The sequence below is a fragment of the Ornithinimicrobium faecis genome (genome assembly GCF_023923225.1).
Taxonomy (GTDB): domain Bacteria; phylum Actinomycetota; class Actinomycetes; order Actinomycetales; family Dermatophilaceae; genus Ornithinicoccus; species Ornithinicoccus faecis.
This window is the reverse complement of record NZ_CP099489.1, coordinates 4,532,134-4,553,055: the sequence shown is the minus strand read 5'-3', so window position 1 is coordinate 4,553,055 and position 20,922 is coordinate 4,532,134. Positions and strand designations below refer to the sequence as shown.

The 20,922-nt window shown below is 66.7% G+C and carries 22 protein-coding genes; 13 read left to right on the top strand and 9 right to left on the bottom strand.

Going from position 1 to position 20,922, the window contains the following annotated elements:
- Positions 1 to 33: 33 nt before the first annotated feature.
- Complete coding sequence (locus tag NF556_RS21020; protein WP_252593305.1) at positions 34 to 1,353, bottom strand: MATE family efflux transporter; 1,320 nt, start codon at positions 1,351 to 1,353, stop codon at positions 34 to 36.
- 336 nt (positions 1,354 to 1,689) lie between these two features.
- On the opposite strand from NF556_RS21020, the gene NF556_RS21015 reads away from it, so the two are divergent.
- Together NF556_RS21015 and NF556_RS21010 are read left to right on the top strand one after the other, a co-directional pair.
- Positions 1,690 to 4,344, top strand: a complete 2,655-nt coding sequence (locus NF556_RS21015; RefSeq protein ID WP_252593303.1) for a replicative DNA helicase — start codon at positions 1,690 to 1,692, stop codon at positions 4,342 to 4,344.
- 211 nt (positions 4,345 to 4,555) lie between these two features.
- Positions 4,556 to 5,089 carry a GrpB family protein gene (locus NF556_RS21010; RefSeq protein ID WP_252593301.1) on the top strand — a complete coding sequence of 178 codons (534 nt, stop codon included), beginning with the start codon at positions 4,556 to 4,558 and terminating at the stop codon, positions 5,087 to 5,089.
- A 153-nt stretch (positions 5,090 to 5,242) separates the two neighbouring features.
- Here NF556_RS21010 and NF556_RS21005 read toward each other — a convergent pair whose 3' ends face one another.
- The gene (locus NF556_RS21005; protein WP_252593299.1) at positions 5,243 to 5,491 is read right to left on the bottom strand and encodes a hypothetical protein; all 249 of its coding nucleotides are present in this window, start codon (positions 5,489 to 5,491) and stop codon (positions 5,243 to 5,245) included.
- Positions 5,492 to 5,645: 154 nt separating this feature from the next.
- Here NF556_RS21005 and NF556_RS21000 point away from each other — a divergent pair, with 154 nt between their 5' ends.
- Complete coding sequence (locus NF556_RS21000; RefSeq protein ID WP_252593297.1) at positions 5,646 to 5,903, top strand: hypothetical protein; 258 nt, start codon at positions 5,646 to 5,648, stop codon at positions 5,901 to 5,903.
- 383 nt (positions 5,904 to 6,286) lie between these two features.
- Positions 6,287 to 7,081, top strand: coding sequence for a class I SAM-dependent methyltransferase (locus NF556_RS20995; RefSeq protein WP_252593295.1), 795 nt, complete (start codon positions 6,287 to 6,289; stop codon positions 7,079 to 7,081).
- A 90-nt stretch (positions 7,082 to 7,171) separates the two neighbouring features.
- Here NF556_RS20995 and NF556_RS20990 read toward each other — a convergent pair whose 3' ends face one another.
- Positions 7,172 to 7,774, bottom strand: a complete 603-nt coding sequence (locus tag NF556_RS20990; RefSeq protein ID WP_252593293.1) for an alpha/beta fold hydrolase — start codon at positions 7,772 to 7,774, stop codon at positions 7,172 to 7,174.
- 185 nt (positions 7,775 to 7,959) lie between these two features.
- Here NF556_RS20990 and NF556_RS21580 point away from each other — a divergent pair, with 185 nt between their 5' ends.
- The 3 genes from NF556_RS21580 to NF556_RS20980 all read left to right on the top strand — a co-directional run bounded on the left by NF556_RS21580 (position 7,960) and on the right by NF556_RS20980 (position 9,422).
- On the top strand, positions 7,960 to 8,649 hold the full coding sequence (locus tag NF556_RS21580; protein ID WP_425607057.1) for a histidine phosphatase family protein: 690 nt from the start codon (positions 7,960 to 7,962) through the stop codon (positions 8,647 to 8,649).
- A 111-nt stretch (positions 8,650 to 8,760) separates the two neighbouring features.
- Positions 8,761 to 9,111, top strand: coding sequence for a type II toxin-antitoxin system RelE/ParE family toxin (locus NF556_RS20985; protein WP_252593291.1), 351 nt, complete (start codon positions 8,761 to 8,763; stop codon positions 9,109 to 9,111).
- Positions 9,112 to 9,116: 5 nt separating this feature from the next.
- On the top strand, positions 9,117 to 9,422 hold the full coding sequence (locus NF556_RS20980; protein WP_252593289.1) for a helix-turn-helix domain-containing protein: 306 nt from the start codon (positions 9,117 to 9,119) through the stop codon (positions 9,420 to 9,422).
- A 381-nt stretch (positions 9,423 to 9,803) separates the two neighbouring features.
- On the opposite strand, the gene NF556_RS20975 is transcribed toward NF556_RS20980, so the two are convergent.
- From NF556_RS20975 to NF556_RS20965, 3 genes are all read right to left on the bottom strand, one after another.
- Positions 9,804 to 10,229: a hypothetical protein gene (locus NF556_RS20975; RefSeq protein ID WP_252593287.1), complete on the bottom strand. Its 426-nt coding sequence runs from the start codon at positions 10,227 to 10,229 to the stop codon at positions 9,804 to 9,806.
- A 747-nt stretch (positions 10,230 to 10,976) separates the two neighbouring features.
- A complete protein-coding gene (locus tag NF556_RS20970) occupies positions 10,977 to 11,771 on the bottom strand; it encodes a VOC family protein (protein WP_252593284.1) in 795 nt (264 codons plus the stop codon).
- A 43-nt stretch (positions 11,772 to 11,814) separates the two neighbouring features.
- Positions 11,815 to 12,597 (bottom strand): class I SAM-dependent methyltransferase, encoded by a 783-nt coding sequence (locus NF556_RS20965; RefSeq protein ID WP_252593283.1) that lies wholly within the window; start codon positions 12,595 to 12,597, stop codon positions 11,815 to 11,817.
- 93 nt (positions 12,598 to 12,690) lie between these two features.
- Here NF556_RS20965 and NF556_RS20960 point away from each other — a divergent pair, with 93 nt between their 5' ends.
- A complete protein-coding gene (locus tag NF556_RS20960; RefSeq protein WP_252593280.1) occupies positions 12,691 to 12,873 on the top strand; it encodes a hypothetical protein in 183 nt (60 codons plus the stop codon).
- Between the two features lie 32 nt (positions 12,874 to 12,905).
- A complete protein-coding gene (locus NF556_RS20955) occupies positions 12,906 to 13,607 on the top strand; it encodes a 4a-hydroxytetrahydrobiopterin dehydratase (RefSeq protein ID WP_252593279.1) in 702 nt (233 codons plus the stop codon).
- 52 nt (positions 13,608 to 13,659) lie between these two features.
- Here NF556_RS20955 and NF556_RS20950 read toward each other — a convergent pair whose 3' ends face one another.
- Positions 13,660 to 14,868, bottom strand: coding sequence for an MFS transporter (locus tag NF556_RS20950; protein WP_252593278.1), 1,209 nt, complete (start codon positions 14,866 to 14,868; stop codon positions 13,660 to 13,662).
- A gap of 47 nt (positions 14,869 to 14,915) precedes the next feature.
- Positions 14,916 to 16,241, bottom strand: a complete 1,326-nt coding sequence (locus NF556_RS20945; RefSeq protein ID WP_252593277.1) for an MFS transporter — start codon at positions 16,239 to 16,241, stop codon at positions 14,916 to 14,918.
- An 88-nt stretch (positions 16,242 to 16,329) separates the two neighbouring features.
- Here NF556_RS20945 and NF556_RS20940 point away from each other — a divergent pair, with 88 nt between their 5' ends.
- From NF556_RS20940 to NF556_RS20930, 3 genes are read left to right on the top strand one after another with little or no spacing between them, the layout of a single operon-like run.
- Positions 16,330 to 16,887 (top strand): TetR/AcrR family transcriptional regulator, encoded by a 558-nt coding sequence (locus tag NF556_RS20940; RefSeq protein WP_252593276.1) that lies wholly within the window; start codon positions 16,330 to 16,332, stop codon positions 16,885 to 16,887.
- Complete coding sequence (locus tag NF556_RS20935) at positions 16,884 to 18,038, top strand: acyl-CoA dehydrogenase family protein (RefSeq protein WP_252593274.1); 1,155 nt, start codon at positions 16,884 to 16,886, stop codon at positions 18,036 to 18,038. The genes NF556_RS20940 and NF556_RS20935 overlap by 4 nt, the downstream gene beginning before the upstream one ends.
- 19 nt (positions 18,039 to 18,057) lie before the next feature.
- On the top strand, positions 18,058 to 19,104 hold the full coding sequence (locus tag NF556_RS20930) for a Gfo/Idh/MocA family protein (RefSeq protein ID WP_252593273.1): 1,047 nt from the start codon (positions 18,058 to 18,060) through the stop codon (positions 19,102 to 19,104).
- On the opposite strand, the gene NF556_RS20925 is transcribed toward NF556_RS20930, so the two are convergent.
- A complete protein-coding gene (locus NF556_RS20925; RefSeq protein WP_252593271.1) occupies positions 19,092 to 19,715 on the bottom strand; it encodes an XRE family transcriptional regulator in 624 nt (207 codons plus the stop codon). The genes NF556_RS20930 and NF556_RS20925 overlap by 13 nt on opposite strands.
- Before the next feature lie 44 nt (positions 19,716 to 19,759).
- Between NF556_RS20925 and NF556_RS20920 the strand changes: the two genes are divergently transcribed.
- Positions 19,760 to 20,920 (top strand): pyridoxal phosphate-dependent aminotransferase, encoded by a 1,161-nt coding sequence (locus tag NF556_RS20920; RefSeq protein ID WP_252593269.1) that lies wholly within the window; start codon positions 19,760 to 19,762, stop codon positions 20,918 to 20,920.
- Positions 20,921 to 20,922 lie beyond the last annotated feature (2 nt).

Here is a 20,922-nt window from a genome sequence, read left to right as displayed (position 1 = left end):
CGCCGACCCCGCGCTCCAGTCAGCCGCGTGGCGTCATCGGGAGGAGCCGGTGACGAGCCACTCGTCGCCGCGGGCACGCCAGTGCAATCCGGCAGCCCGGATCGCCATGAAGAGTCCGAAGGCCACCCAGAGCCACACGAGGCCGCTGGTGCCCGTGACGCCGGAGGCCTGCAGCAGCCACACCATCGGCAGATAGGCGAGCAGGAACCCGGTCTGGGCAAACGCCAGCCAGCGCGCGTCGCCGGCGCCGATCAGGACTCCGTCCAGGACGAACGCGATCCCCGCGACCGGCTGCCCGGCGGCCACGATCAGCAGTGCTGCCGCCAGGGCGGCCCGCACCTCAGGGTCGGTGCTGAAGCCCAGCGGGATCACCCGGTGCAGGGCGACGATCACGACCGTCAGGATCACCCCGAACCAAACACCCCAGCGCACCATCGTGGACGTTGCTGCCCGGACTGCGGGGACATCGTTGGCGCCCAACGCCTTTCCGGTGATCGCCTGACCCGCGATCGCCAGGGCATCGAGGGCGAAAGCGAGTGAACTCCACACCGTCAACGCGACCTGGTGGGCCGCCAGTTGAGGCTCCCCGAGTCCGGCGGCGACCCAGGTGGTCAGCAGGAGCACCGCACGCAGCGCCAGGGTGCGGACCAACAGCGGCACTCCACCGCTGGCGGCCTTGAGCACGCCCTGGCCGTGCAGCTTCAGCGGAACGCGCAGACGACGGGCGCCCCTGACGACGACGGCGCCCAGGGCGAGGGCCATCCCGGTCTGGGCGATGACCGTGCCCCAGGCTGCTCCGGCGATGCCCATGCCGACCGGGTGAACCAGCACGAAGGACAAGATCGCATTGGCCGTGAAGCCTGCGATGGCCGCCACCATGGGGGTGCGGGTGTCCTGGAGCCCCCGGAGCACTCCCATCGCGGCGAGGACCACGAGCATGGCCGGGATGCCGAACGCGCTGATCGCCAGATAGATCGCGCCCTCGGCCACCGCCGCGTCGGAGGCGCCGAACACCCGCAGCAGCGGCTCGGCGAAGGCGACCAGGACTGCGGTGGCCCCCAATCCGAGGAGCAGCGCCAACCACATTCCGTCGATACCCGCTGCGAGAGCGCCCTTTTCGTCATGGGCACCAGTGCGCCTGGCGACGACCGCAGTGGTGCCGTAAGCGAGGAAGACGAAGATGTTTGCGGCAGTGAGCAGCACGCCACTGGCGACGCCGAGCCCGGCCAGCGAGGAGGTGCCGAGATGACCCACAATGGCGCTGTCTGCCAACAGAAACAGCGGTTCCGCAACGAGTGCAAGGAAGGCCGGGACGGCGAGGCGCAGGATCTCTCGGCGGTGGTCGGTCGGCACGCAAGGAGTCTAGGACGGAGCCACTCGACCAATTCTGGTCCACACCCGGGGCCTAGAGTTTCCGCAGGTCAGGGCCTCTTCGAGCGACAAACATTTTCGTTGTCCACAGGCCTGTGCACAGACTGTGAACGACGAGACACAACCTCCTGCACAGGTGATCCCCAGAGTTATCCACAGGCGCGTTTGGGGACCCACGCCACTAGCCGTAGCGTGGCTCAATCACCAAGACAGCCTCTGGGCTCCGTGCGCTTCAGCGTGCCTGGAACCACTGTCAGTGGTCGGTGGTGTGCTGTGGTGCAAGTGGTGCAGGAGTGACTCGACGGGAGTGGGAGGCGTATGTCGCTCAGTGAGCTGGAGGCGAGTTACTCCGAGGTCCCCGACGGGCCCCCGGAGGACCGGCTGCCCCCGCAGGACGTCGCGGCTGAGCAGAGCGCGCTGGGCAGCATGATGTTGTCCAAGGACGCGATCGCGGACTGCGTGGAGACGTTGAAGTCCGTGGACTTCTATCGCCCGGCTCATGAGTCGATCTACGAGGCCGTCCTCGACCTCTACGGACGTGGCGAGCCGGTCGATGCGGTGACCGTGTCCGACGAGCTCAGCAAGCGCGGTGATCTGGCCCGCATCGGCGGCACGCCCTACCTCTATCAACTCATCAATGGCGTCCCGACTGCCGCCAACGCGGGCTACTACGCCGAGATCGTCGCCGAGCGCGCGGTGTTGCGCCGGTTGGTTGAGGCTGGCACGCGCATCGTGCAGATGGGCTATGCGCAAGGTGGCGGTGACGTCGATGACATCGTCAACCTGGCTCAGGCAGAGGTCTATAGCGTCGCGGACAAGCGCGGGGGCGAGGACTATCACCAGTTATCAGCGCTGCTCGAGCCGACGATGGACGAGATCGAACACGCTGCAGGCACCTCGGGGGAGATGCTCGGGGTCCCGACCGGCTTCACCGATCTCGACGAGCTGACTAACGGTTTGCACCCCGGACAGATGGTCATCATCGCTGCTAGGCCGGCTGTCGGGAAATCTACCCTTGCCTTGGATATTGCCCGTGCCGCTGCCATTAAGAGCGACCTGGCAACTGTTGTCTTCAGCCTGGAGATGAGCCGCACCGAGATCACCATGCGACTGCTGTCTGCCGAGTCGGAGATCGCGCTGCAGCACATGCGCAAGGGCACGATGCGTGACCAGGACTGGGCCCGCATCGCCGAGACGCAGGGCCGCATCCACGGCGCACCGCTCTTCATCGACGACAGCCCCAATATGTCTCTGATGGAGATCCGGGCCAAGTGCCGCCGGCTCAAGCAGCGCCACAACCTCAAGCTGGTCATCGTTGACTACCTGCAGCTGATGAGTTCGGGCAAGCGTGTCGAGTCCCGTCAGCAGGAGGTCGCGGAGTTCTCCCGTGCGCTCAAGCTCCTGGCTAAGGAGCTCGAGGTGCCCGTCATTGCTCTTTCGCAGCTCAACCGTGGCCCCGAGCAGCGCACCGACAAGAAGCCGCAGATGTCAGACCTTCGTGAGTCTGGATGCCTCACCGCTGACACCAGGGTGCTCCGAGCCGACACTGGCGCACAAGTCACCCTGGGCGACCTGCATCAGTCGGGGGAGCGTGACGTCCCGGTGTGGGCACTCGATGACTCCCTGCGCTATGTGCGACGCCACGTGACCCACGTCTTCTCGACCGGGCAGAAGCCGGTGTTCCGGATGACGTTGGCGTCGGGCAAGACGATCCGTGCGACGGAGAACCACCGTTTCCTGACCTACGAGGGGTGGCGCGCGCTGGGCGACCTCCGCACGAGTGACCGCCTGGCGGTCCCGCGGCACGTGCCCGCCCCAGAGCAGCATGAGCCATGGGCCGACGACGAGGTGGTTTTGCTTGCGCACCTGATCGGTGATGGCTCGTTCGTCAAGAGGCAGCCACTGCGTTATGCATCCATTGATGAGGAGAACCTGCGCGCGGTGACGCGTGCCGCGCTGCACTTCGGGGTCATGGCGGTGCGTGACGACTATCCGGCTGCACGCTGCACAACTCTCCGTCTGCGAGCGCCGTACCGGCTCGCACGTGGTCGTCGCAACCCGATCGCAGAGTGGCTCGATGGGCTGGGGCTGTTTGGTCTGCGGAGTCATGAGAAGTTTGTTCCAGCGGGGCTCTTCCATGCGCCCAAGCCGCAGATCGCGCTGTTCCTGCGTCATATCTGGGCGACCGACGGCTCGGTCACGGTCAACAAGTCTCAGCGCGGTGGACGGATCTACTACCACTCGACCAGCCGCACCCTGGTCGATGACCTGTCCACCCTCTTGCTGCGCTTTGGCATCTCCACCCGTACTCGGACCGTCCGCAAAAGTGGTTACAAGGACGGCTACACGATCGACATCTCGGGAGCTGACAGTCAGCGGCGCTTTCTGCAGGAGATCGGGGTCCATGGCGGGCGGTCGGCCTCGGCGGCGGCGCTGCTCGAAATCATCCGCGACTGCCAGGCGAACACCAACGTCGACACGGTGCCCATCCAGGTGTGGGACGCAGTTCGCGCGGAGATGACGGAGCAGGGGATGACGACCCGGGAGTTCCAGGCTGCGTTAGGCACTCATCACTGCGGCAGCACGCTCTACAAGTCAGCGCCTTCCCGGGAGCGCCTCGCCCGAGTGGCGACGGTTTTGGATAGCGCTGAGTTGGAGATGGAGGCGACGAACGACGTCTTCTGGGACCGGGTCACTTCGATCGAGCTGGAGGGTGTCGAGGAAGTTTTCGACGCCACAGTGCTTGGCACCCACAACTTCGTGGCAAACGGGATCGCCGTTCACAACTCGATCGAGCAAGATGCTGACGTCGTCATCCTCCTTCACCGCGAATCGATGTATGAGCGGGAGTCGCCACGCGAAGGTGAGGCTGACGTCATCGTGGCCAAGCACCGTAACGGCCCGACCGACACAATCACAGTCGCTTTCCAGGGCCACTACTCACGATTCACGAATATGGCTAGCAGCTTCTAGTGAGCGCTTGTGTCGATGTCTGTCGAGATTCAGCGAACTCCGCACAAACGCCACTCGTATGCGGCAATAGGCTGGCGTGATCCGAAGCATCACACTGCGTGATCGCCCGATGGGATGGCTTCCTCAAGCGCTCCTGTCTACGCGCGATCTCACTCTCATGCCGATGAGCGTGTAACGAGGGACTCCTGGATCGTCGCCTATGATTTTTTTTATGCTCGGTGAACTCAACTTTGTGCCCTACCAGTCTTCGTGGGCCACCCGTTTTGAAGCTCTTCGTGACATGTGGGCGCCCGTGCTGCCTTCCGGGGCGAAGGTTGAGCATGTTGGTTCCACTTCTGTGCCTGGTCTAGCGGCGAAGAACTGCGTGGACGTCCTGGTGACCGTACCCAGGGGCCACCTAGTACCGGCGACGACTGCGTTGGAAGAGGCAGGGCTTCAGTACCGGCCGGGCACCTTCGCAGATGATCCGGACCGCCGCTTCCTTCGCCTGGTGGAGAACGACAGCAGGGCCGCCCATGTCCACCTCTTCAGCGAGGGACACCCGGCAATCGACGAGATGATCGCCACCCGTGATCTCCTGCGCCGAGACGCGAGTTGGCGTCGGCGCTACGCGCAGATCAAAGAAATACTGGCGACGCGCCACCCTGCCGACCGACCGGCCTACCTTGCTGGCAAGGACGCCTTCGTGAAGGAGCTCACGGCTGTGGCGGTCAGTCAGCCGAGCCCGTCCGCCGACCCCTCATAGAGCGCCGGCACCTCGCGTGCACACTCGGTGCCCGCCGGTCACCCTAAGAACCGTCCGACTCTGCCGCGCGGAGGACTGCTACGTTCGTCCGACATTTGCCGCAGGGGGCGTGGTCGCACGCCTAGTGCCGCTGCCCGCACCGCACGTAAGCGGTCAGCTGCTCGGCGGCAGACTGCGCACGGCCTCGTCAACAAAGCGAGACAGGATCTCCAGCGGAATGTTGATGGCGCGGTGAGCGAAGAACGTAAATGTCTTGTCCGCGTCAGACCAGAAGATCTCGAGGGCTGGCCCGGACCCCCGTTCCGAATCCAGGTCCGAGAGTTCGAGGGCCATGCCGTCACGGACGATATCCGACGCCATCAGCACCTCGAACCGGCGTCCGTCGGCCTCCCACTTGTTCATCCGAAAAGCATGCCTCAAGATTCACTCTCATGCCGCGTAGCGTGGCCGCATGGCGATGCGAGACGGTGGGTCGGGCAATTAAGTGGCTGGCGCCACCATCCGCGACACGCTAGCGTCCTGAGGCAGCCGCACAGATGAGAAGAGGCGTTGTTACATGCAGGCACAGGCATTGGAACCCACCGCACGGCCTCGCTGGGCAGACCGCTGGATCAATCCCGCGAGTCTGTTTACCGCCTTGGCCGTGGTGTTCGCGGTGGCAACGTTGAACAGTTTGCACGTCGCTGAGAGTTTCCTTGAAAGCGACGCCGTCATGATGGCCACCGGCAAGGTAGCCCGCGCGGTGTGGTGGCTGCTCCTCACTGTTGCGGCCACAGGCATCGCGTCCGTGCTCTGGGCTCGCCAACGCCGCTAGTCCACCAAGGCCAGCCCGTATATGGCCCGATCATCAGCGGTGGTCGCAGAAGCCTATCCTTCTGCCGCGAGCATCGTCTACGTCGCCAGGTACCGTCTTTCACTTCGCTGCACGCTATTGCCGCTGACAGTGAACCGCCTACCTTGCACGACCAGCCGCGGTGGACTCGATCGTGCAAGGTTCGCCGCTCAGGGTTGTACGACCTCCGCTGCATCTCGACACCTCCCTATGTAACATTTGTCGAGATGCACTCAAGACTGTAAGAACGGCCGTTGATTCCAGAAATTAGCTGAAGTGATGCAGTTCGGGCGTTTTGCCAACATCATGTTATGAGACGGTGGCGCCCGTTGTCGCCTCGTTGTTGAGGGATTAGCCTGCGAGCCATGGAGCAGGTCAGCATCGACACCGCCATTCAGGAGTACTACTCGCGCGTGTTTGACGAGGCAGATCGCCTCGTGGAACGGTCGGCCCAGGGAGCGCTCGAGTTCATCCGCACCCAGGAACTGGTGACGGAACGGATCACGCCCTCCTCGCGCATCATCGACATCGGCGGTGCTTCCGGCGTCCACGCAGCGCCCCTGGCCGACAAGGGCCACTCCGTTCTCTTGCTCGACCCGGTGCAGGCCCAGGTGGACAAGGCGCAAGAGCGTGGGACGTTTGAGGCCCGTGTCGGCGACGCGCGCCACCTCGACGTCGACGACAACTCCTTTGACGTGGCCCTGCTCTTCGGCCCTCTGTACCACCTGCACGACCTTGCTGACCGGCTCCTCTGCCTGCGGGAAGCCTCCCGCGTCGTTCGACCCCGCGGGTGGGTCTTCGCGGCAGCCATCCCCAGATTCAGTCGGCACGCCGATTTCAGCCTCGCCCAGGATGTCCCAGTTCCCTACCCCCAAGAGTGGGTCCAACTGCTGGAAAGTGGAGTTCCTGGTTCCTACGGCCGCTTCCCGGCGGGCCACTTCCACACCGGAGAGGAGTTGGCCCAGGAACTCGCAGAGGCCGGCTTGCTCGAGGTGGAGGTCCACGCCATCGAGGGATCCGCGGGGCTGGCTCTGGAACAGATCTCCGGCACTGACCCCGACCTGGTCGAGGCTGCCCTCGCGATCGTCCGGCGGACAGGATCCATCCCCGGGATCAGAGACATGACCAACCATATGATGGGCATCGCCCGGGTCGCCTGACTTTGACCGTCGCTCCCGGACGATGACGAACCGGTTGTTGCACCCGCCAGACTGGCATCCCGCCTGACCCGGTCGCGTCAGGGAGGGGCATCACCCTGCGGAAGTCACCGGCTGAAGGCGAGCAGCGAACTCTTCGACCGCCTCGCAGAGCTGCTCGAGGCCAGCTAACTCCTCGCGCCAGTGCCCTGTCTCCCAACTGTGGTCAGCACCGGGCACGATCACGCTTGGCAGGCCCGTCATGGCTGCCGCTGCGTCGTCCCAGGAAGAGTCGTCGGACCCGCCGATGAGTAGGGCGGGCGCTGCCGAACGCGCGAGGTCACGAACACAGCCCTCGACATTGAGCAGCGGCGTAGTCCAGATTGCCGGCAAATCATGATCCGCGACCCAGCCTGCTGCCAGCGTGCCCATCGACTTGGCGAGCACCAGATGGGGCAGCCTCCCCATCCGTTGCTCGAAGGTCTCGCATGCTCGGACCACAAGGGCTTCGACTGCCTCTAGGTCGCCCAGCCCGTCAATCCCAGACCAGGTCGCCGTCCACACCTGCCACCCCTGTAGAGCCAGCGTGCGCATCGGCAGGTGCAGGCCGGGCAACTGGACGGTGTAGCCCCTCCCCGGCAGGACCAGGACATGACGGTTGGGAGCGTTCTCATGACGGGACCCGGGCCACCTGTTCAACTCCACCTTCGGCTCCATCCGACAAGCCTGCCACGAGGCGCGCTACTTTTCACAGCACGTGCCGGGAGGCCCTGATCGTGCAAGGTTCGCCGGGGCCGGGCTGTGCAGTCTTCGCTGCACCTCGACAATGTCGAGAAGATGCAGCGAACTATTCTTAACTGGTACGTCTATGTCGCATAGCCTGCACCTGTGAGAGGGCTGTCGTGAGTCGAGTCTTGATCTTGCGTCACGCGATGCCGCATCTCGACCGCTCAGTGTTGCCGCAGGACTGGGCTCTCTCGAGTGAAGGCCGTGCCGCCGCGGAAAGTTTGCGGGGGCAGCTTCCACCTGAGGCCCACCGCTGGGCTTCCGCGGAACGCAAGGCCCAGGAGACCCTGCAACTCGCACTCCCTGGGTCCTTCAAGATTGACTCCCGATTCAACGAGGTGCAGCGGCCGAACGAGGCGATGGAAGCGGACGTCAAGCCGAGGCGACGCGCGTGGGTCGCCGGACTGCTCGACGAGCGGCACAAGAACTGGGAAGGACCAGCTACCGCAGCAGCGCGGTTCGACGCCGCTGTCCGCGGAGCTCCGGATGGTGACCTGGTTGTAGCGACCCACGGCATGGTGCTAACCGCCTGGCTCTGCTCGATTGGACACCTCGCCTCCGGCGAGCAGGCAGCTCAGTTCTGGGGGAACCTGTCCTTCCCCAAGCGTCATCGAGGTGGCCCGGCAGTGACCCGAACGGACCGGACCCGACGTGCAGTCTTCCCCGCATGCCGACAGTTGACCCGCCACTCCGTCCGTGCGCCCGCCCCCGAGTCTCTGGCGCGCGAGGCACGCCAGGACGCCTACCCGCCGAAAGCAGGCGCTCACCCCGACGCTTCCCGATCCGCAGGGCGAGCAGGTTCGTGACATCGCTCGACTGCCCGTGGTCGTGACATCGCGACTCTGCTTGAGTTGCGGATGTCTCCTGCCGCACGTTCCAGCTTGGCGTTCAGACCATGGAGGGTCTAGAGTGGGGTGATGTGGAGCGTTGACATCGAGCTCATCGCGGAATGGCTCGCTTCTCTAGACCAAGGATCTCAAGAGCAGGTTGTTGCTGCGATGGAGTTGCTCGAAGACCGCGGGCCACAGCTTGGACGACCTGTCGTTGACACGGTAAGCCGTTCTCGGCACCGCAACATGAAGGAGCTGCGGCCTGGGTCGTCGGGGAGGTCCGAGTTGCGCATCCTGTTTGCGTTCGACCCAGAGCGGCAGGCCATTCTGCTGCTCGCTGGTGACAAAGCTGGCAACTGGCAGCGTTGGTACAAGAAGAACATTCCCCTCGCGGACAACCTGTTCGATGAGCACCTGCGCAGACTGGAAGGGCAGTGAGCGGTATGGCCAAGACCATCAGCGACTTCCTCGCCGAGCACCCGGTGGATCGGGAGCAGGTCGAGAAGCATAAGCGGCGCATGCTCACGGAGGTGCGCGCCTACAGACTGCGGGAGCTGCGTGAGGAGGCTGGGCTGACCCAGGCCCAGCTGGCTGAGCGAATCGGTGTCGGCCAGCGCCAGGTCTCGAAAATCGAGAGCGGGGACCTCGACAGCGCCAAGATCGGCACCATCCGCAACTACCTCCAGGCTGTCGGCGGAGACATGGCGATCGAATACGTCATCGGGGACAACAGGGTCCAAGTCGCCTGATCTGGCTGAGCGGCTTGCACGCAACTGCCGCACTGAGCGTGGCCGCACGCTGCTGCCTCGATCAGCGCGGTCGTGCCGAATACGGGGCACATGGTCCGGCCCCGAATTGTCGGACTCACCATCTTGCCTGGCGCGGCTGTGAACGGGCAACGACCATCGACTCGACCTCTTGGCGCGAAGCGATGCTGATTCGTTCGTCGACCAGACTGAGAAGCCGGGTCGGCCGGAGGGACGCGGCCGCAGCCTCGATCTTGTGGTGACCGTCGAGTAGGAAGTGGGACACCACCCAATGCTCGTAGTAGTCCTTCCCCTCGTCCATCGCCGGTTGGAGAACGTCCAAAAATGAATAGGCGACGGCGGTGGCGGGCGATGTCCCGCCGTCTAAGTAGTCGGCGTTCGTTCTCTATCGTTCCAGGCGGGCGGGACCATCGGCACCACGAATCCGTACAGATGTCGGTTGTCATCGACCGGCGCTTCAAACGTCCTGTAGTAAGGGGTGCCTGGATCCTCGGGCGCCCCAACAAAAGGGTCGACGCCCCACGTGGCGACCTGCTCATGACTGAAGTAGTCAGACGACGTTCCGGGCCTCACGAGCTGAGGGGTGAGTTCCAGAAGGAGCACCGTGTATACGGACTTGGGCAGGACATTGCCGTATGTGCGCAGCACTTCGTCGTCGATTCGGTCGAGACCTGTGTTGAGACGCTGGTTCGTTAGTCCCAGGGAGGCGATCGGGGGCTCGTTCAACTTCTTGAACAGCGCGGGGCAGGTCCCGCACCACAGGTTCAGCTCGAAGACCGGAGGTTTCACGGAGAGTCAGTCGCCGGGGTGGAAAGGCTGCGCCGGGCGGGGGCTTCGGCGTAGGTACCGTTACCAGCGCACGCTTGTCGCACACCCCTAACGCGAGACCATGCCGGACGCCCACGATCACACGCGAGAGGCTACGCGCAGAACAGCCGCTTGCACGCCGTACTCACCGGATTCGCCGCGCGCTGCACGCGGTGGCGTCCTCAACTGCCGCAACCGGTAACCTTCTGATCGGCGGCCGAGTAGCCGGTAAGGCACCACACGGGTCGTCCCGACTGGGTTCGAGTAGGGCTGCAAGTAGACCCCGGTGGTGCGCCGCCAGACGAGCGCTTCAGCCGCCGGTCGCGCAGGCGGTTGTACCGGGATTTCGGTTGTGGCTCTGCCTTATACGCCTACGTTGCGTTTCGTCTTCGAATGTGCTTGTGAAGTCCGTTCGTCTCGGTCGTCGGGGTCGGGTGTGGGACTTGGCCCGGCTAGGTGTCGGTGCCATGGCACGGGCGATGCGTCGTCGCCTGGCCGGGCCGGCGGGCCCAGGAGCTGGCGATCATCGGCCACGACGGCAGACAGCTGGGGCAGGTCGCGCTGCGTCCCTCGCCATAAGGCAAATCATCCGGTCAGGCCGCGGACTGTCAAGCAAACTTCACGCTTCCGTGGAGGTGCCGGCCGACACCTCGTCTTTCGCCAAGCCATCGCGTGCATCAGCCCGCGTGCAACACGTCTCTGTCCGTCTGTCTTTGCCGTGACTGCGAGTTAGCTGCTCTGCACGACCGACGTGACGTCCGTCGGCCGCACGGAGAACTCGTTGCCGTCCGGATCCTTCAGGACAACGGTGCCGTCATTGTGGGCTCCGAGTTGAGCGGCGCCGAGTGAGATCAACTCGTCGACAGCCGCCTGCTGGTCACCGTCCACCGCAAGCAACTCGAAGCGCTGCTGGTGTGGCTCTGCCTGGGCCGCAGGGGTGCTGTCCCACGCGTCCCAGGCGACTTTCGTGCCGCCGCGCGGAGACTGGATTGCCGTCTGCTCGCCCCGGTCCCAGACGAGGGGCCAGTCCAGTGCCTTGCTCCAGAACAGGCCGACCTCTCTCGTGCCCGCACAGGTGAGCTCACCCAGTGGGCCGCATCCGGCCAGGTAGCCGTTGTCGGGCTCAATCACACAGAACTCGTAGCCTGCTGGGTCGGCCAAGACGACGTGCCGCTCCTCAGGTCGCTGCCCGACATCGAGGTGGTCGGCGCCGAGCCTGACCGCCGTGGCCACCGTGTGGCGTTGCTCGTCGAGGTCGGCGCTGGTGACGTGCAGGTGCATTCGGTTCGCGCCGAGCTGGCCCGCGCGGCCCGGGACAAACCTCAGGCCGAGCTGGGCGTCCTCGCCCGGCAGCAGCACGCCGTTGGCATCCTCGATAGCCTCCCGACCGAGCAACTCGGCCCAGAACCGTGCCGCCTCAACTGGGTGTTCCGCCTCGAAGGCCACTGCCTGCAGTCGCGAGCCCATCTCCGCAACGTAGTCCCGCCCCACCGGGGTGGCAAGGGAGTATTGACTCTGCGTCATCCCCGCGCTGAATCCAACTGTCGGAACAAGGTTGGGGCCTGGGTCACCCCCTCGCGGACCGCTGGGCAATCACGACCCACTCCCGCTCGGGACGGTCGGGGGCGTCGCGGACCTCGCGGATCGCGAAGCCGGCCTCGATGAGGGTCCGCTCCAGTTCGGGCATTGAGCGGAAGATCAGCGTCGACTCGCTGGGCACCACGGAGCCATCGGGCAACGTGTTGTCGGCCCGGAACGTCACATAAGGCTCGTCCACACTGATTACTTCGAAGGTGTCGCGCACCTCCCCGACGCCGTCGACCTGGAACGTTGACGAGCCCCACGTGGCCCACTCCTCCCAGGCCCTGCGCTCAGGGATTCGGGTCTCGAACACCAGATGGCCGCCCGGCACGAGCGCGTCGTGGATGGCACGCAGGGTGCCGAGCCACTCCTCGTCGGTGAGGAAGACTTGGGCGACGTTGCCGGTCATCACGGCAAGGTCGACAGGCGGGCCGGGTTGCTGCTCGCCGATGGCGCTCGCGTCCGGGACCAGCGTTCGCAGGTCCTCGGCAGTCCCGTGAACCCACCGGACCTGCTCGGCTCCCGGCTTGGCCCGGGCCACGTCGAGCATGGCACCAGCAGGGTCAACCCCCGTGACGGCACACCCGCGTCCTGCGAGGAGGATCGCCAGCACCCCGGTGCCGCAGCCGACGTCGATCACAGACCGGGCTCCGAGGTCCTCAACGATGGTGGCGTAGTGATCGAGGTCCTCACGTGAGCCCTCCGCGAGGTCGTAGATCGCTGCGGCCAGGGGGTTGTCAAACTCATTGGCCTGTTTCGCGTCTGTCACAGCGCTGATGGTTCACGAGCGGGGCCATCGGAGCAACCGAATTCGGTGATCCGAGCACGTGCGGGACCGGGCCACCCGCCCTACGGTGGGTTGGTGAACTCCGACGCGACGTTGAAAGTCACGCCTCTCACCACCGAGACCTGGCCAGCTTTTGACGCGCTCGTGCAGCGGCACAACGGCACCCGTCAACTCTACGAACGACTCGGCTTCACCTATGTCCGACCCAAGGGACTGAAAAACTGCGTGATGTCGATGAACGTGCCTGCGCATCCGTGACAGGTTCGAAGCCGGACGAGAGGCACCATCCAATGGACATGTTGATGGGTGAACAGATTGCCGCAGCTCACCTGACCGACTGGCGCAAACTGGCCCAGGGGCTGCACGCCCGCTACGTAGTCGACGACTTCCGGGCCGGCGTGCGTTTCGTCGCCGCTGTGGGTGAGGCCGGCGAGGCTCTCGGACACCACCCGAGCGCGTCGATCGGTCGGGGCTACGTCGACCTGAAGCTGGTCAGCGACGACGCCATCTACCGCGACGACGAGGGCACGGAGCATGCCGTCCAGTGGGTGACGCAGCTGGATGTTGACCTCGCGCGACGGATCACCCAGATCGCTGCTGACCAGCAGCTCGTCGCCGACCCGGGCTCGGTCAGCCACATCGAGCTCGGCCTCGACACGGCACAGTCCGCGACCATCGCCCCGGTGTGGGTTGCCCTCCTGACCGGCAATGCCGAGGACCAGGGCAGGGGCACCCCCGGGGGCGACGAGATCCGCGACGCCTTGGGTCGGGTGCCCAACCTGTGGTTCGGGGAGGCCAACGAGCAGAAGCCACCGGGTCAGCGGTTCCACCTCGAGGTCTATGTGGCCCCCGAGGTGGCCGAGGAGCGGATCGCGACGGCCGTCGCCGCTGGTGGCACCATCGTCGACGACAGCAACGCCCCCTCACTCACCGTGATTGCCGACCAGGACGGCAACACCGGCGTTCTCTGCGTCGACACCTCCGCTGCGTGAGCCGGCAGGCCCGGTCCGCCCACCCGGCAAGCCGGGACTGCCCACCCAACTCTTACGCCTCAGGCGGCGCCGGGCCGTCGACCTTGAGGGAGGTCGCCCACACGGCCGCGACGGCGAAGGCGATCCCGCCGGCGAACAGCGGGGCCGCCAGCGAGAGCGTCTCGGCCAGCACGCCCCCGACGGCACCGCCCAGGGCCAGGCCGGTCAGGGACAGCACGCGGGACCCGGCATACGTCCGGCCGCGCAGGTGAGCCGGGACGAGGCGCTGCCGCAGTGAGGTGGCGGCAATGCTGTAGACGGTCGCGTGCAGGATGTAGAGCGCGAGCAGGAGGCCGGCCACCACAGGGTTGGTGGTGAACCCCAGACCCAGCAGGGTGGCCGACCCGAGCACCATGCTGAGCGCCATCGTGAAGCGATATCCGAGCCGGCGTCGCACCGAGGCAGCCACGGCAGCACCGACCAAACCGCCGAGGGAGCTGACGGCGAGCAGGACGCCGTATCCAGCGGCGCTGAGGTGCAACCGCTCCAGGGCGAACAGCACGAGGATCGAGAAGGGCACCATGTAGGCGAAGTTCGCCAGTGCTCCGATGCCGGCGAGGGTCCGGATCTGTGCGTGCCCCGCCATCCAGCGCAAGCCCTCCACGGCCTCCGCCCACAGGCCAGGTCGTGGCTCCTCGAGGTCCACGTCGGGGCCGGGGCCCTTGCGCGGCAGGAGCAGGAAGGCAAGAGCAGCCAGGCAATACAGCGAGCCGGTCGTGATCACGGCCAGCCCGGCGGCGATGCCGAACAGCAGGCCACCCAGGGGCGGCCCGGCGAACTCGTCGGCGATCAGTTGCACGCTCGAGATGTGACTGTTGGCGCTGTCCAGCTGATCCTCGGCCACGAGATCGGGCAGGATCGCGACCGCAGCATTGTCCGCGACGTTCTCCATGATGCCGACGAAGCAATACACCGCATAGAGGACCCAGATCGAGGGTTGACCGACGAAGAGCAGCCCGGCCAACGCCACCAGAGCGAGCCCGCGCAGCAGGTTTGCGGTCCACATCAGCGTGCGCCGGTCCAGGCGGTCGACATACACCCCGATGGGCACGGTCACCAGGAGCCTGGTCAACGAATAGGCCGTCGCGAGCCCAGCGATCAGCGCAGGGCTCGACGTCAGCGCGACGGCCACCAGGGGGATCGTGACGAACGCCAGACCGTCAGCCAGGTTGCCAAAGGCGTTGCCGAACCACAGTCGCTGGAACGCAGCCCCTAATCGCACGCGGTGACCTTACGGGGGCGCCCGGACCCGGCAAAGTCCTTTGTCCATCACGGATCAGGAACGGCAGACCTCGTATGCCGAGGCTCACCTTCCTGACGTCGGTGCCCCTCAGCAGGGTGCGGCTGGGGTTGCCCCGCGAGGAGGACCGCCAAGGCACCGATGAGAAAGACGACGGACGCGCCGAGGAACATCGCGAGCACCGAGATGTCCAGCATCAGCCCGGCCGCCAGGTAGGACGCGGGGGACGCGACCAACTCGGCCAGCTCTGCCAAGCTCATCATCCGGCCCAGGCGCTCGGGGCTGGTGCGCTCCTGCAGCCAGGTGACCAGCACGATGTTGAAGGCACCGGCAGCCGCACCCATCAGCAGCAGGCAGACGGCGGCCACCGGCAGCTCACGCACGAGGCCCAGCGTGGCCAGGCTGACCGTCATCACCAGCGTCAGGACGGTCATCAGGGTGCGCCAGGAGGGCAGGCGCTCGCTCGATCCGGCAGCCAGCACCCCCAGCAGGGACCCTGCGGTCCACATGGCCAGCAGCACGCCGAAGGCCGAGGCGCTCACGCCGAACTCCTCGCGCGCCAGCCACGGGATGCCGACCGTGATCGGACCGGACAGGGCCACGGCCGCCACCGCCAGGAGGATCAGCACACGCACCAGGAAGCCGTCGTTGCGCACGGTCGCGAAGCCGTCCCGCAGGTCGTGCACGAGCTGGCGTCGCCGCGGAGTTGACCCGGTGGCTTCGCCGGCGACAGGCGCTCCCACGGGGACCCCGGGGCGGACCCAGCCACCGGCGCGCAGCAGGAGGGCCATGGTCAGGCACGCCACGGCATACAGCCCGGCAGTGCCCCACATCGCCCAGCCGGTCCCCACGAGGGCAACCAGCGCACCACCGGCCACCGGGCCGATCACGCCGGCCGCCTCGGCCGTCCCGCGCATCAGCGCGTTGCCGGCCCGCAGGTCCTCGGGAGGGCACTCACGCGGCACCGATGAATAGATGGCCGGGGCATAGAACGAGCTGATCGACCCCAGCAGCAGCGCCACGACATACAGGTGCCACACCTGGACCATCTCGAGGACGGTGGCCAGTGCCAGCGCGCCGACGATCACGGCACGGATCGCATTGCACCAGACCAGGATCCGGCGGTGGCCGAGCCGGTCGGCGGCGACTCCGCCGACGAGTGTGAAGACGATGCGGGGCAGCAGGCCGACCCCCAGCACCGCCCCCAGGGCGAAGCCGGAACCGGTGAGCTCGAGCGCCAGCCAGGCAATGACCACCAGGTGGATCTCGGCCGCGAACAGCGCCGCGACCTGGCCCGGCCAGAGCCGGCGCAGCCCAGGGGAGCGCAGGGGCGTGAAGATGCGGAGCGCAGACATGGCGACCCTTCGTTGGGATACCGGTGAGAACTGAGATTCTCAACGGTATGTGAATTCCCGCTGGGATGTCAACGCGTATCCTCGGGCCATGGTGGAGAAGTTGCTGTCCCGGTCCGAACGTCAGGCCCGCACCCACGAGGAGTTGCTCGACGCGGCCCAGACCGCCTTTGCCGAGCGCGGCTTTCACGCCACCTCGGTCGCGGAGATCGCGCTCGCCGCGGGCTACACCAAGGGGGCCGTCTATGCGAACTTCTCCGGCAAGACCGAGCTGTTCCTCGCGGTGCTCGACCGGCACATCCGCCGGACGCGGGAGGCCGACCCCGCCGGTGCCGCGGACACCGCCGACCAGTTCCGCCGCGACTGGGGGCTGCTGACGTTCGAGGCCCTGATGTATGCCGTGCGTGAGGACCCCGAGATGCTCCAGGAGATCGCCGAGCGCTATCGCCAGGTGGACCAGCTGCACGCCGAGCACCTGGCCGCGGGGGCTGAGGATGCTGCTGCGGCGCAGGACCTGGCGATCGCGTGGGCGGCCCTCGGTGAGGGGCTGATGATGCGCCATCTGGCCGACCCGGGGCACATCACCCACGAGGTCATCGAGCGCGTCTTCACCCGCGTCTTCCCCGCAGCAGGAGGGCAGGCCCGATGATCCTGGATGACTATCGCTCGCCCTGGCTGACCGAGGAGCTGGAGGATCTCGGGACGCTGGCTCGCACGTTCCTGGAGCGGGAGCTTGTGCCGCACCAGGCGCGCTTTGCCGATCAGCACATGGTGGACCGTGACCTCTGGCGAGCCGCTGGCCGGGCAGGCCTGCTGTGCATCAGCATCCCCGAGGAGCACGGCGGCGGTGGCGGCACCTTTGCTCACGAGGCGGTCATCGCCATCGAGCAGGCCCGGGTGGCCGACGATGCGTGGTCTAACTCCGTGCACAGCACGATCGTCGCGCACTATCTCAACGCGTTCGGCACGAGCGAGCAGAAGGCCCGGTGGTTGCCGGGGATGGCCTCCGGTGAGCTCGTCGGGGCCATCGCGATGACCGAGCCGACCACCGGGTCGGACCTGCAGGCCATCCGCACCCGCGCCGTGCGCGACGGCGACGATTATGTGGTCAATGGCGCCAAGACCTTCATCTCCAACGGCACCCACTGCGACCTCGTCATCATGGTCGCGCGCACCAGCGACGAGCCTGGGGGCAAGAGTCTGTCCCTGATCGTGGCCGAGACCGCCGACCTGCCGGGCTTCGAGCGGGGCCGCGTCCTGGGCAAGATCGGTCAGCACGGCCAGGACACCCGTGAGCTGTCCTTTGTCGACATGCGGGTCCCCGCCGCCAACCTGCTCGGCGGGGTCGCGGGGCGAGGGTTTGCCCAGCTCATGGCGCAGCTGCCGCAGGAGCGGCTCATCATCGCGGTGTCCGCGGCAGCGACGGCGGAGGCCGCGGTCCGGCTCGCCGTCGCCTATGCACGAGAGCGCGAGGCGTTCGGGCAGGACCTCATGTCCTTCCAGAACACGCGCTTCGTGCTGGCAGAGTGCGCCGCGGACGCCCTCGCGGCCCGCACCCTGGTGGACAGCTGCCTGCAGCGTCATGTCGCCGGCGAGCTCGACTCAGCGACCGCGTCACTGGCCAAGTTCTGGTGCACAGACGTCCAGAGCAAGGTGGTCGACCGGTGCCTGCAGATTTTCGGTGGCTACGGCTACATGTCCGAATACCCCATCGCCCGGATGTTTGCGTCCGCGCGCGTGCAGAAGATCTATGGCGGCACCAACGAGATCATGAAGGAGATGGTGGCCCGCTCCCTCTGATCACTGGCAGGCTGTCGACATGACCATCAGCACAGCTCTGGTCGGCTTCGGGCTCGGTGGGCGCATCTTCCACGCGCCCTTCCTGGCGGCCGACCCAGACTTCACCATCGCGGCCATCGTCACCAGCGACCCGGAGCGGGCCGAGGCGGCGCGCGCCGAGCACCCGGGGGCGCGGATCGTCCCGGATCTCGACACTCTGCTGGGGCTGGCCCCGGAGCTCGATCTGCAGCTCGGGGTCGTCTCCACGCCGCCGGTGCGGCACGCGGAGCAGGCGAGCGCGCTGCTGGAGGCTGGCTTCCACGTCGTCGTCGACAAGCCGCTCACCGTCACCGCCGAGGAGGGCCACGCCCTGCTCGCCCTCGCCGAGCGGGTGGGACGCACCGTCATCCCCTTCCAGAATCGCCGCTGGGACGGTGACTTCCGCACCCTGCGTGAGCTGGTGGAGACGGGACAACTCGGCGAGGTCCGACGGCTGGAGTCGCGCTTCGAGCGGTGGAAGCCCACCGAGACCAAGGCCTGGAAGGCGGGGGCCACGGGCACCGGGGTGGGCGTGCTCTATGACCTGGGGGTGCACCTGATCGACCAGGCGGTCCACCTCCTCGGTCCGGTCGAGGATCTGTATGCCGAGGTGCGGGCCCTGCGTCCCGGTCAGGGGGCCGATGACGACACCTTTGTCGCACTGCAGCACGCCGGTGGCGCGATCTCGCACCTGTGGATGAGTGCGGTTGCCCCGCAACAGGGCCCACGCTTTCGGGTGCTGGGAGACCGGGCCGGCTTCACGGCATACGGATTGGACCCGCTGGAGGGGCAACTCGTCGCGGGCGCACGGCCGGGCCAGGAGGGGTTCGGCCAGCGCGAGCAGGACCGCGACGCCCTCGTGGGGGTGCACGGAGAGGACGAGCGGCGCGTCCCGTTGCTGCCGGGCGACTACGGCGCCTTCTATCGCGGCGTGGCACAGACGCTGACCACCGGTGCGCAACCCCCCGTCGACCCGCGCGACAGCCTGGCGGTCATCGAGCTCATCGAGCGGATCCACCGTGACGCCGGGCAGGCTCAGGTGGGATAGCGCATCACCAGGACGGTGCTGCTGCGCGCCGTGATCCCCTCATAGAAGTGCTCCGTGTCCCCGGCAAACGTGTGGCTCTGGCCGTTGGACAACTGCGTGGGGGTGGCGTGAGTCCCCACCACGACGGTGCCGCTGATCACTGTGATGCTCTCCAGCACTCCCACTGCGTGTGGCTGGGACTGACGGCGCCCCGCCCCGATCGTCATCCGATAGGTCTCGACGATCTCGGCCCCGTCCTCCCACCGCCCGAGCAGCTCGGCGTCGACGTTCTGGCCGTGGGCAGTGGGGCCGGCACTGACACGGGCACCGTCCCCGGCACTGACACCGGCACCGTCCCCGGCACTGACACGGGCACCGACTCCGCTGTCGGGTGTGGTCGCCAGCAGGTCGCTCAGCGGCACGGACAGGGCGGTGGCGATCGCAAAGAGGGTGTCGAGGGTCGGGTTGCGCTGACCACGCTCGAGCTCGGACAGCGTGCCCTTGCCGAGGTGGGTGGCGGCGGCCAGCGCGCTCAACGGGATGTCCCGGCGGGTGCGCAGCGTCCTGATCCGGTGCCCGATCGCGGCCCGCAGATCGGGAGACGAGGAATCTGGTGGCGTTGCGTCGGGCACTGGCGTAGTTTATGGGTTCTGTAAACAGAACGATGGAGAAGACCATGACAGTGACCCGCCTGCACGGCATCCCCGGCATCGGTGTGGACCGGATGGGTGACCGGGCCGACCAAGAGGGCGATGACAGCCTGCTGCGCCTGGAGAATCTCGACACCGACCTCCGGCCACCTGCCGTCGCTCTCGACCAGACCCGGATCGCCGTCGACGCGGACGCAGCAAACAGTTACCTGCCGTTCCAGGGCAGCCTGACCCTGCGCCGGGCAGCCGCCGCACACGTGGGCCGACTGTCCGGGCACACCTACGACCCGGTGAGCGAGTGTGTGATCACGGCGGGCGGCCTCAACGGGATCCTCAACACACTTTTGGCCGTCATCGAGCCGGGTGATGAGGTCGTCCTGGTCGACCCGATCTATGCCGGGCTGGTCAACCGGGTCCGGCTCGCCGGGGGAGTGCCGAGGTTTGTGCCGCTCCGGCCGACCGGAGCTGGCTGGGAGCTTGACCCGGACGAGCTGGCCGCCGCTGTCACGCAGCGAACCGCCGCGGTGCTGATGATGTCTCCGGCGATGCCCACCGGCTCGGTCCTCGGGCGCCCCCACTGGGAGGCGCTCGCACGAGCGCTCAGGGGCCATCGGGCGTGGCTCATCTATGACGCCGCGATGGAGCGCATCCGCTTCGATGCGGCCGAGCGGGTCCACCCGGCCCAGGTCGAGGACCTGGCCGAGCGCACGATCACCGTGGGCTCGGCCTCGAAGGAGCTGCGCATGATCGGTTGGCGAGTCGGGTGGGTGGTCGGCCCGGAGAGCATCATGGCGGACATCAACCTCGTGGGTCTCACCAATGTCGTCTGCCAGGTCGGGCTCGCCCAGGAGGCCGTGGCCGCCGCGCTTGATGCTCCCGATGCCGACGAGGATGTCCGTCGAGCCGTGGACACGTGGCGGGAGCGGTGCGAGGTGATCCTGGAACAGCTCTCTGGGTATCCCGTGGTGCGTCCCCACGGTGGGTGGTCACTGTTGATCGACACGGGCCAGCTGGGTCTGACGCCGGCCGAAGCCTCGGAGCGACTCTTCGAGCGGGGACGGGTCGCTGCGACGGCGATGTCCGGCTGGGGGCCGACGGGCAGTGCCTATCTGCGGCTGGTGTTCGCGAACGAGCCGGTGGAGCGTCTGCACGACCTCCGGTCGCGCGTCGAGCAGGCGTGGGGTTAGGG

Excerpts from the sequence above, each read along its gene's own strand:
- NF556_RS21000 (WP_252593297.1), top strand. The coding sequence starts at position 5,646 with ATGCAGGCACAGGCATTGGAACCCACCGCACGGCCTCGCTGGGCAGAC.
- NF556_RS20940 (WP_252593276.1), top strand. The coding sequence starts at position 16,330 with ATGGTGGAGAAGTTGCTGTCCCGGTCCGAACGTCAGGCCCGCACCCAC.
- NF556_RS20955 (WP_252593279.1), top strand. The coding sequence starts at position 12,906 with ATGGACATGTTGATGGGTGAACAGATTGCCGCAGCTCACCTGACCGAC.
- NF556_RS21005 (WP_252593299.1), bottom strand. The coding sequence starts at position 5,491 with ATGAACAAGTGGGAGGCCGACGGACGCCGGTTCGAGGTGCTGATGGCG.
- NF556_RS21015 (WP_252593303.1), top strand. The coding sequence starts at position 1,690 with ATGTCGCTCAGTGAGCTGGAGGCGAGTTACTCCGAGGTCCCCGACGGG.
- NF556_RS20985 (WP_252593291.1), top strand. The coding sequence starts at position 8,761 with ATGTGGAGCGTTGACATCGAGCTCATCGCGGAATGGCTCGCTTCTCTA.
- NF556_RS20930 (WP_252593273.1), top strand. The coding sequence starts at position 18,058 with ATGACCATCAGCACAGCTCTGGTCGGCTTCGGGCTCGGTGGGCGCATC.
- NF556_RS21010 (WP_252593301.1), top strand. The coding sequence starts at position 4,556 with ATGCTCGGTGAACTCAACTTTGTGCCCTACCAGTCTTCGTGGGCCACC.
- NF556_RS20970 (WP_252593284.1), bottom strand. The coding sequence starts at position 11,771 with ATGACGCAGAGTCAATACTCCCTTGCCACCCCGGTGGGGCGGGACTAC.
- NF556_RS20935 (WP_252593274.1), top strand. The coding sequence starts at position 16,884 with ATGATCCTGGATGACTATCGCTCGCCCTGGCTGACCGAGGAGCTGGAG.
- NF556_RS20945 (WP_252593277.1), bottom strand. The coding sequence starts at position 16,241 with ATGTCTGCGCTCCGCATCTTCACGCCCCTGCGCTCCCCTGGGCTGCGC.
- NF556_RS20990 (WP_252593293.1), bottom strand. The coding sequence starts at position 7,774 with ATGGAGCCGAAGGTGGAGTTGAACAGGTGGCCCGGGTCCCGTCATGAG.
- NF556_RS20980 (WP_252593289.1), top strand. The coding sequence starts at position 9,117 with ATGGCCAAGACCATCAGCGACTTCCTCGCCGAGCACCCGGTGGATCGG.
- NF556_RS20920 (WP_252593269.1), top strand. The coding sequence starts at position 19,760 with ATGACAGTGACCCGCCTGCACGGCATCCCCGGCATCGGTGTGGACCGG.
- NF556_RS20995 (WP_252593295.1), top strand. The coding sequence starts at position 6,287 with ATGGAGCAGGTCAGCATCGACACCGCCATTCAGGAGTACTACTCGCGC.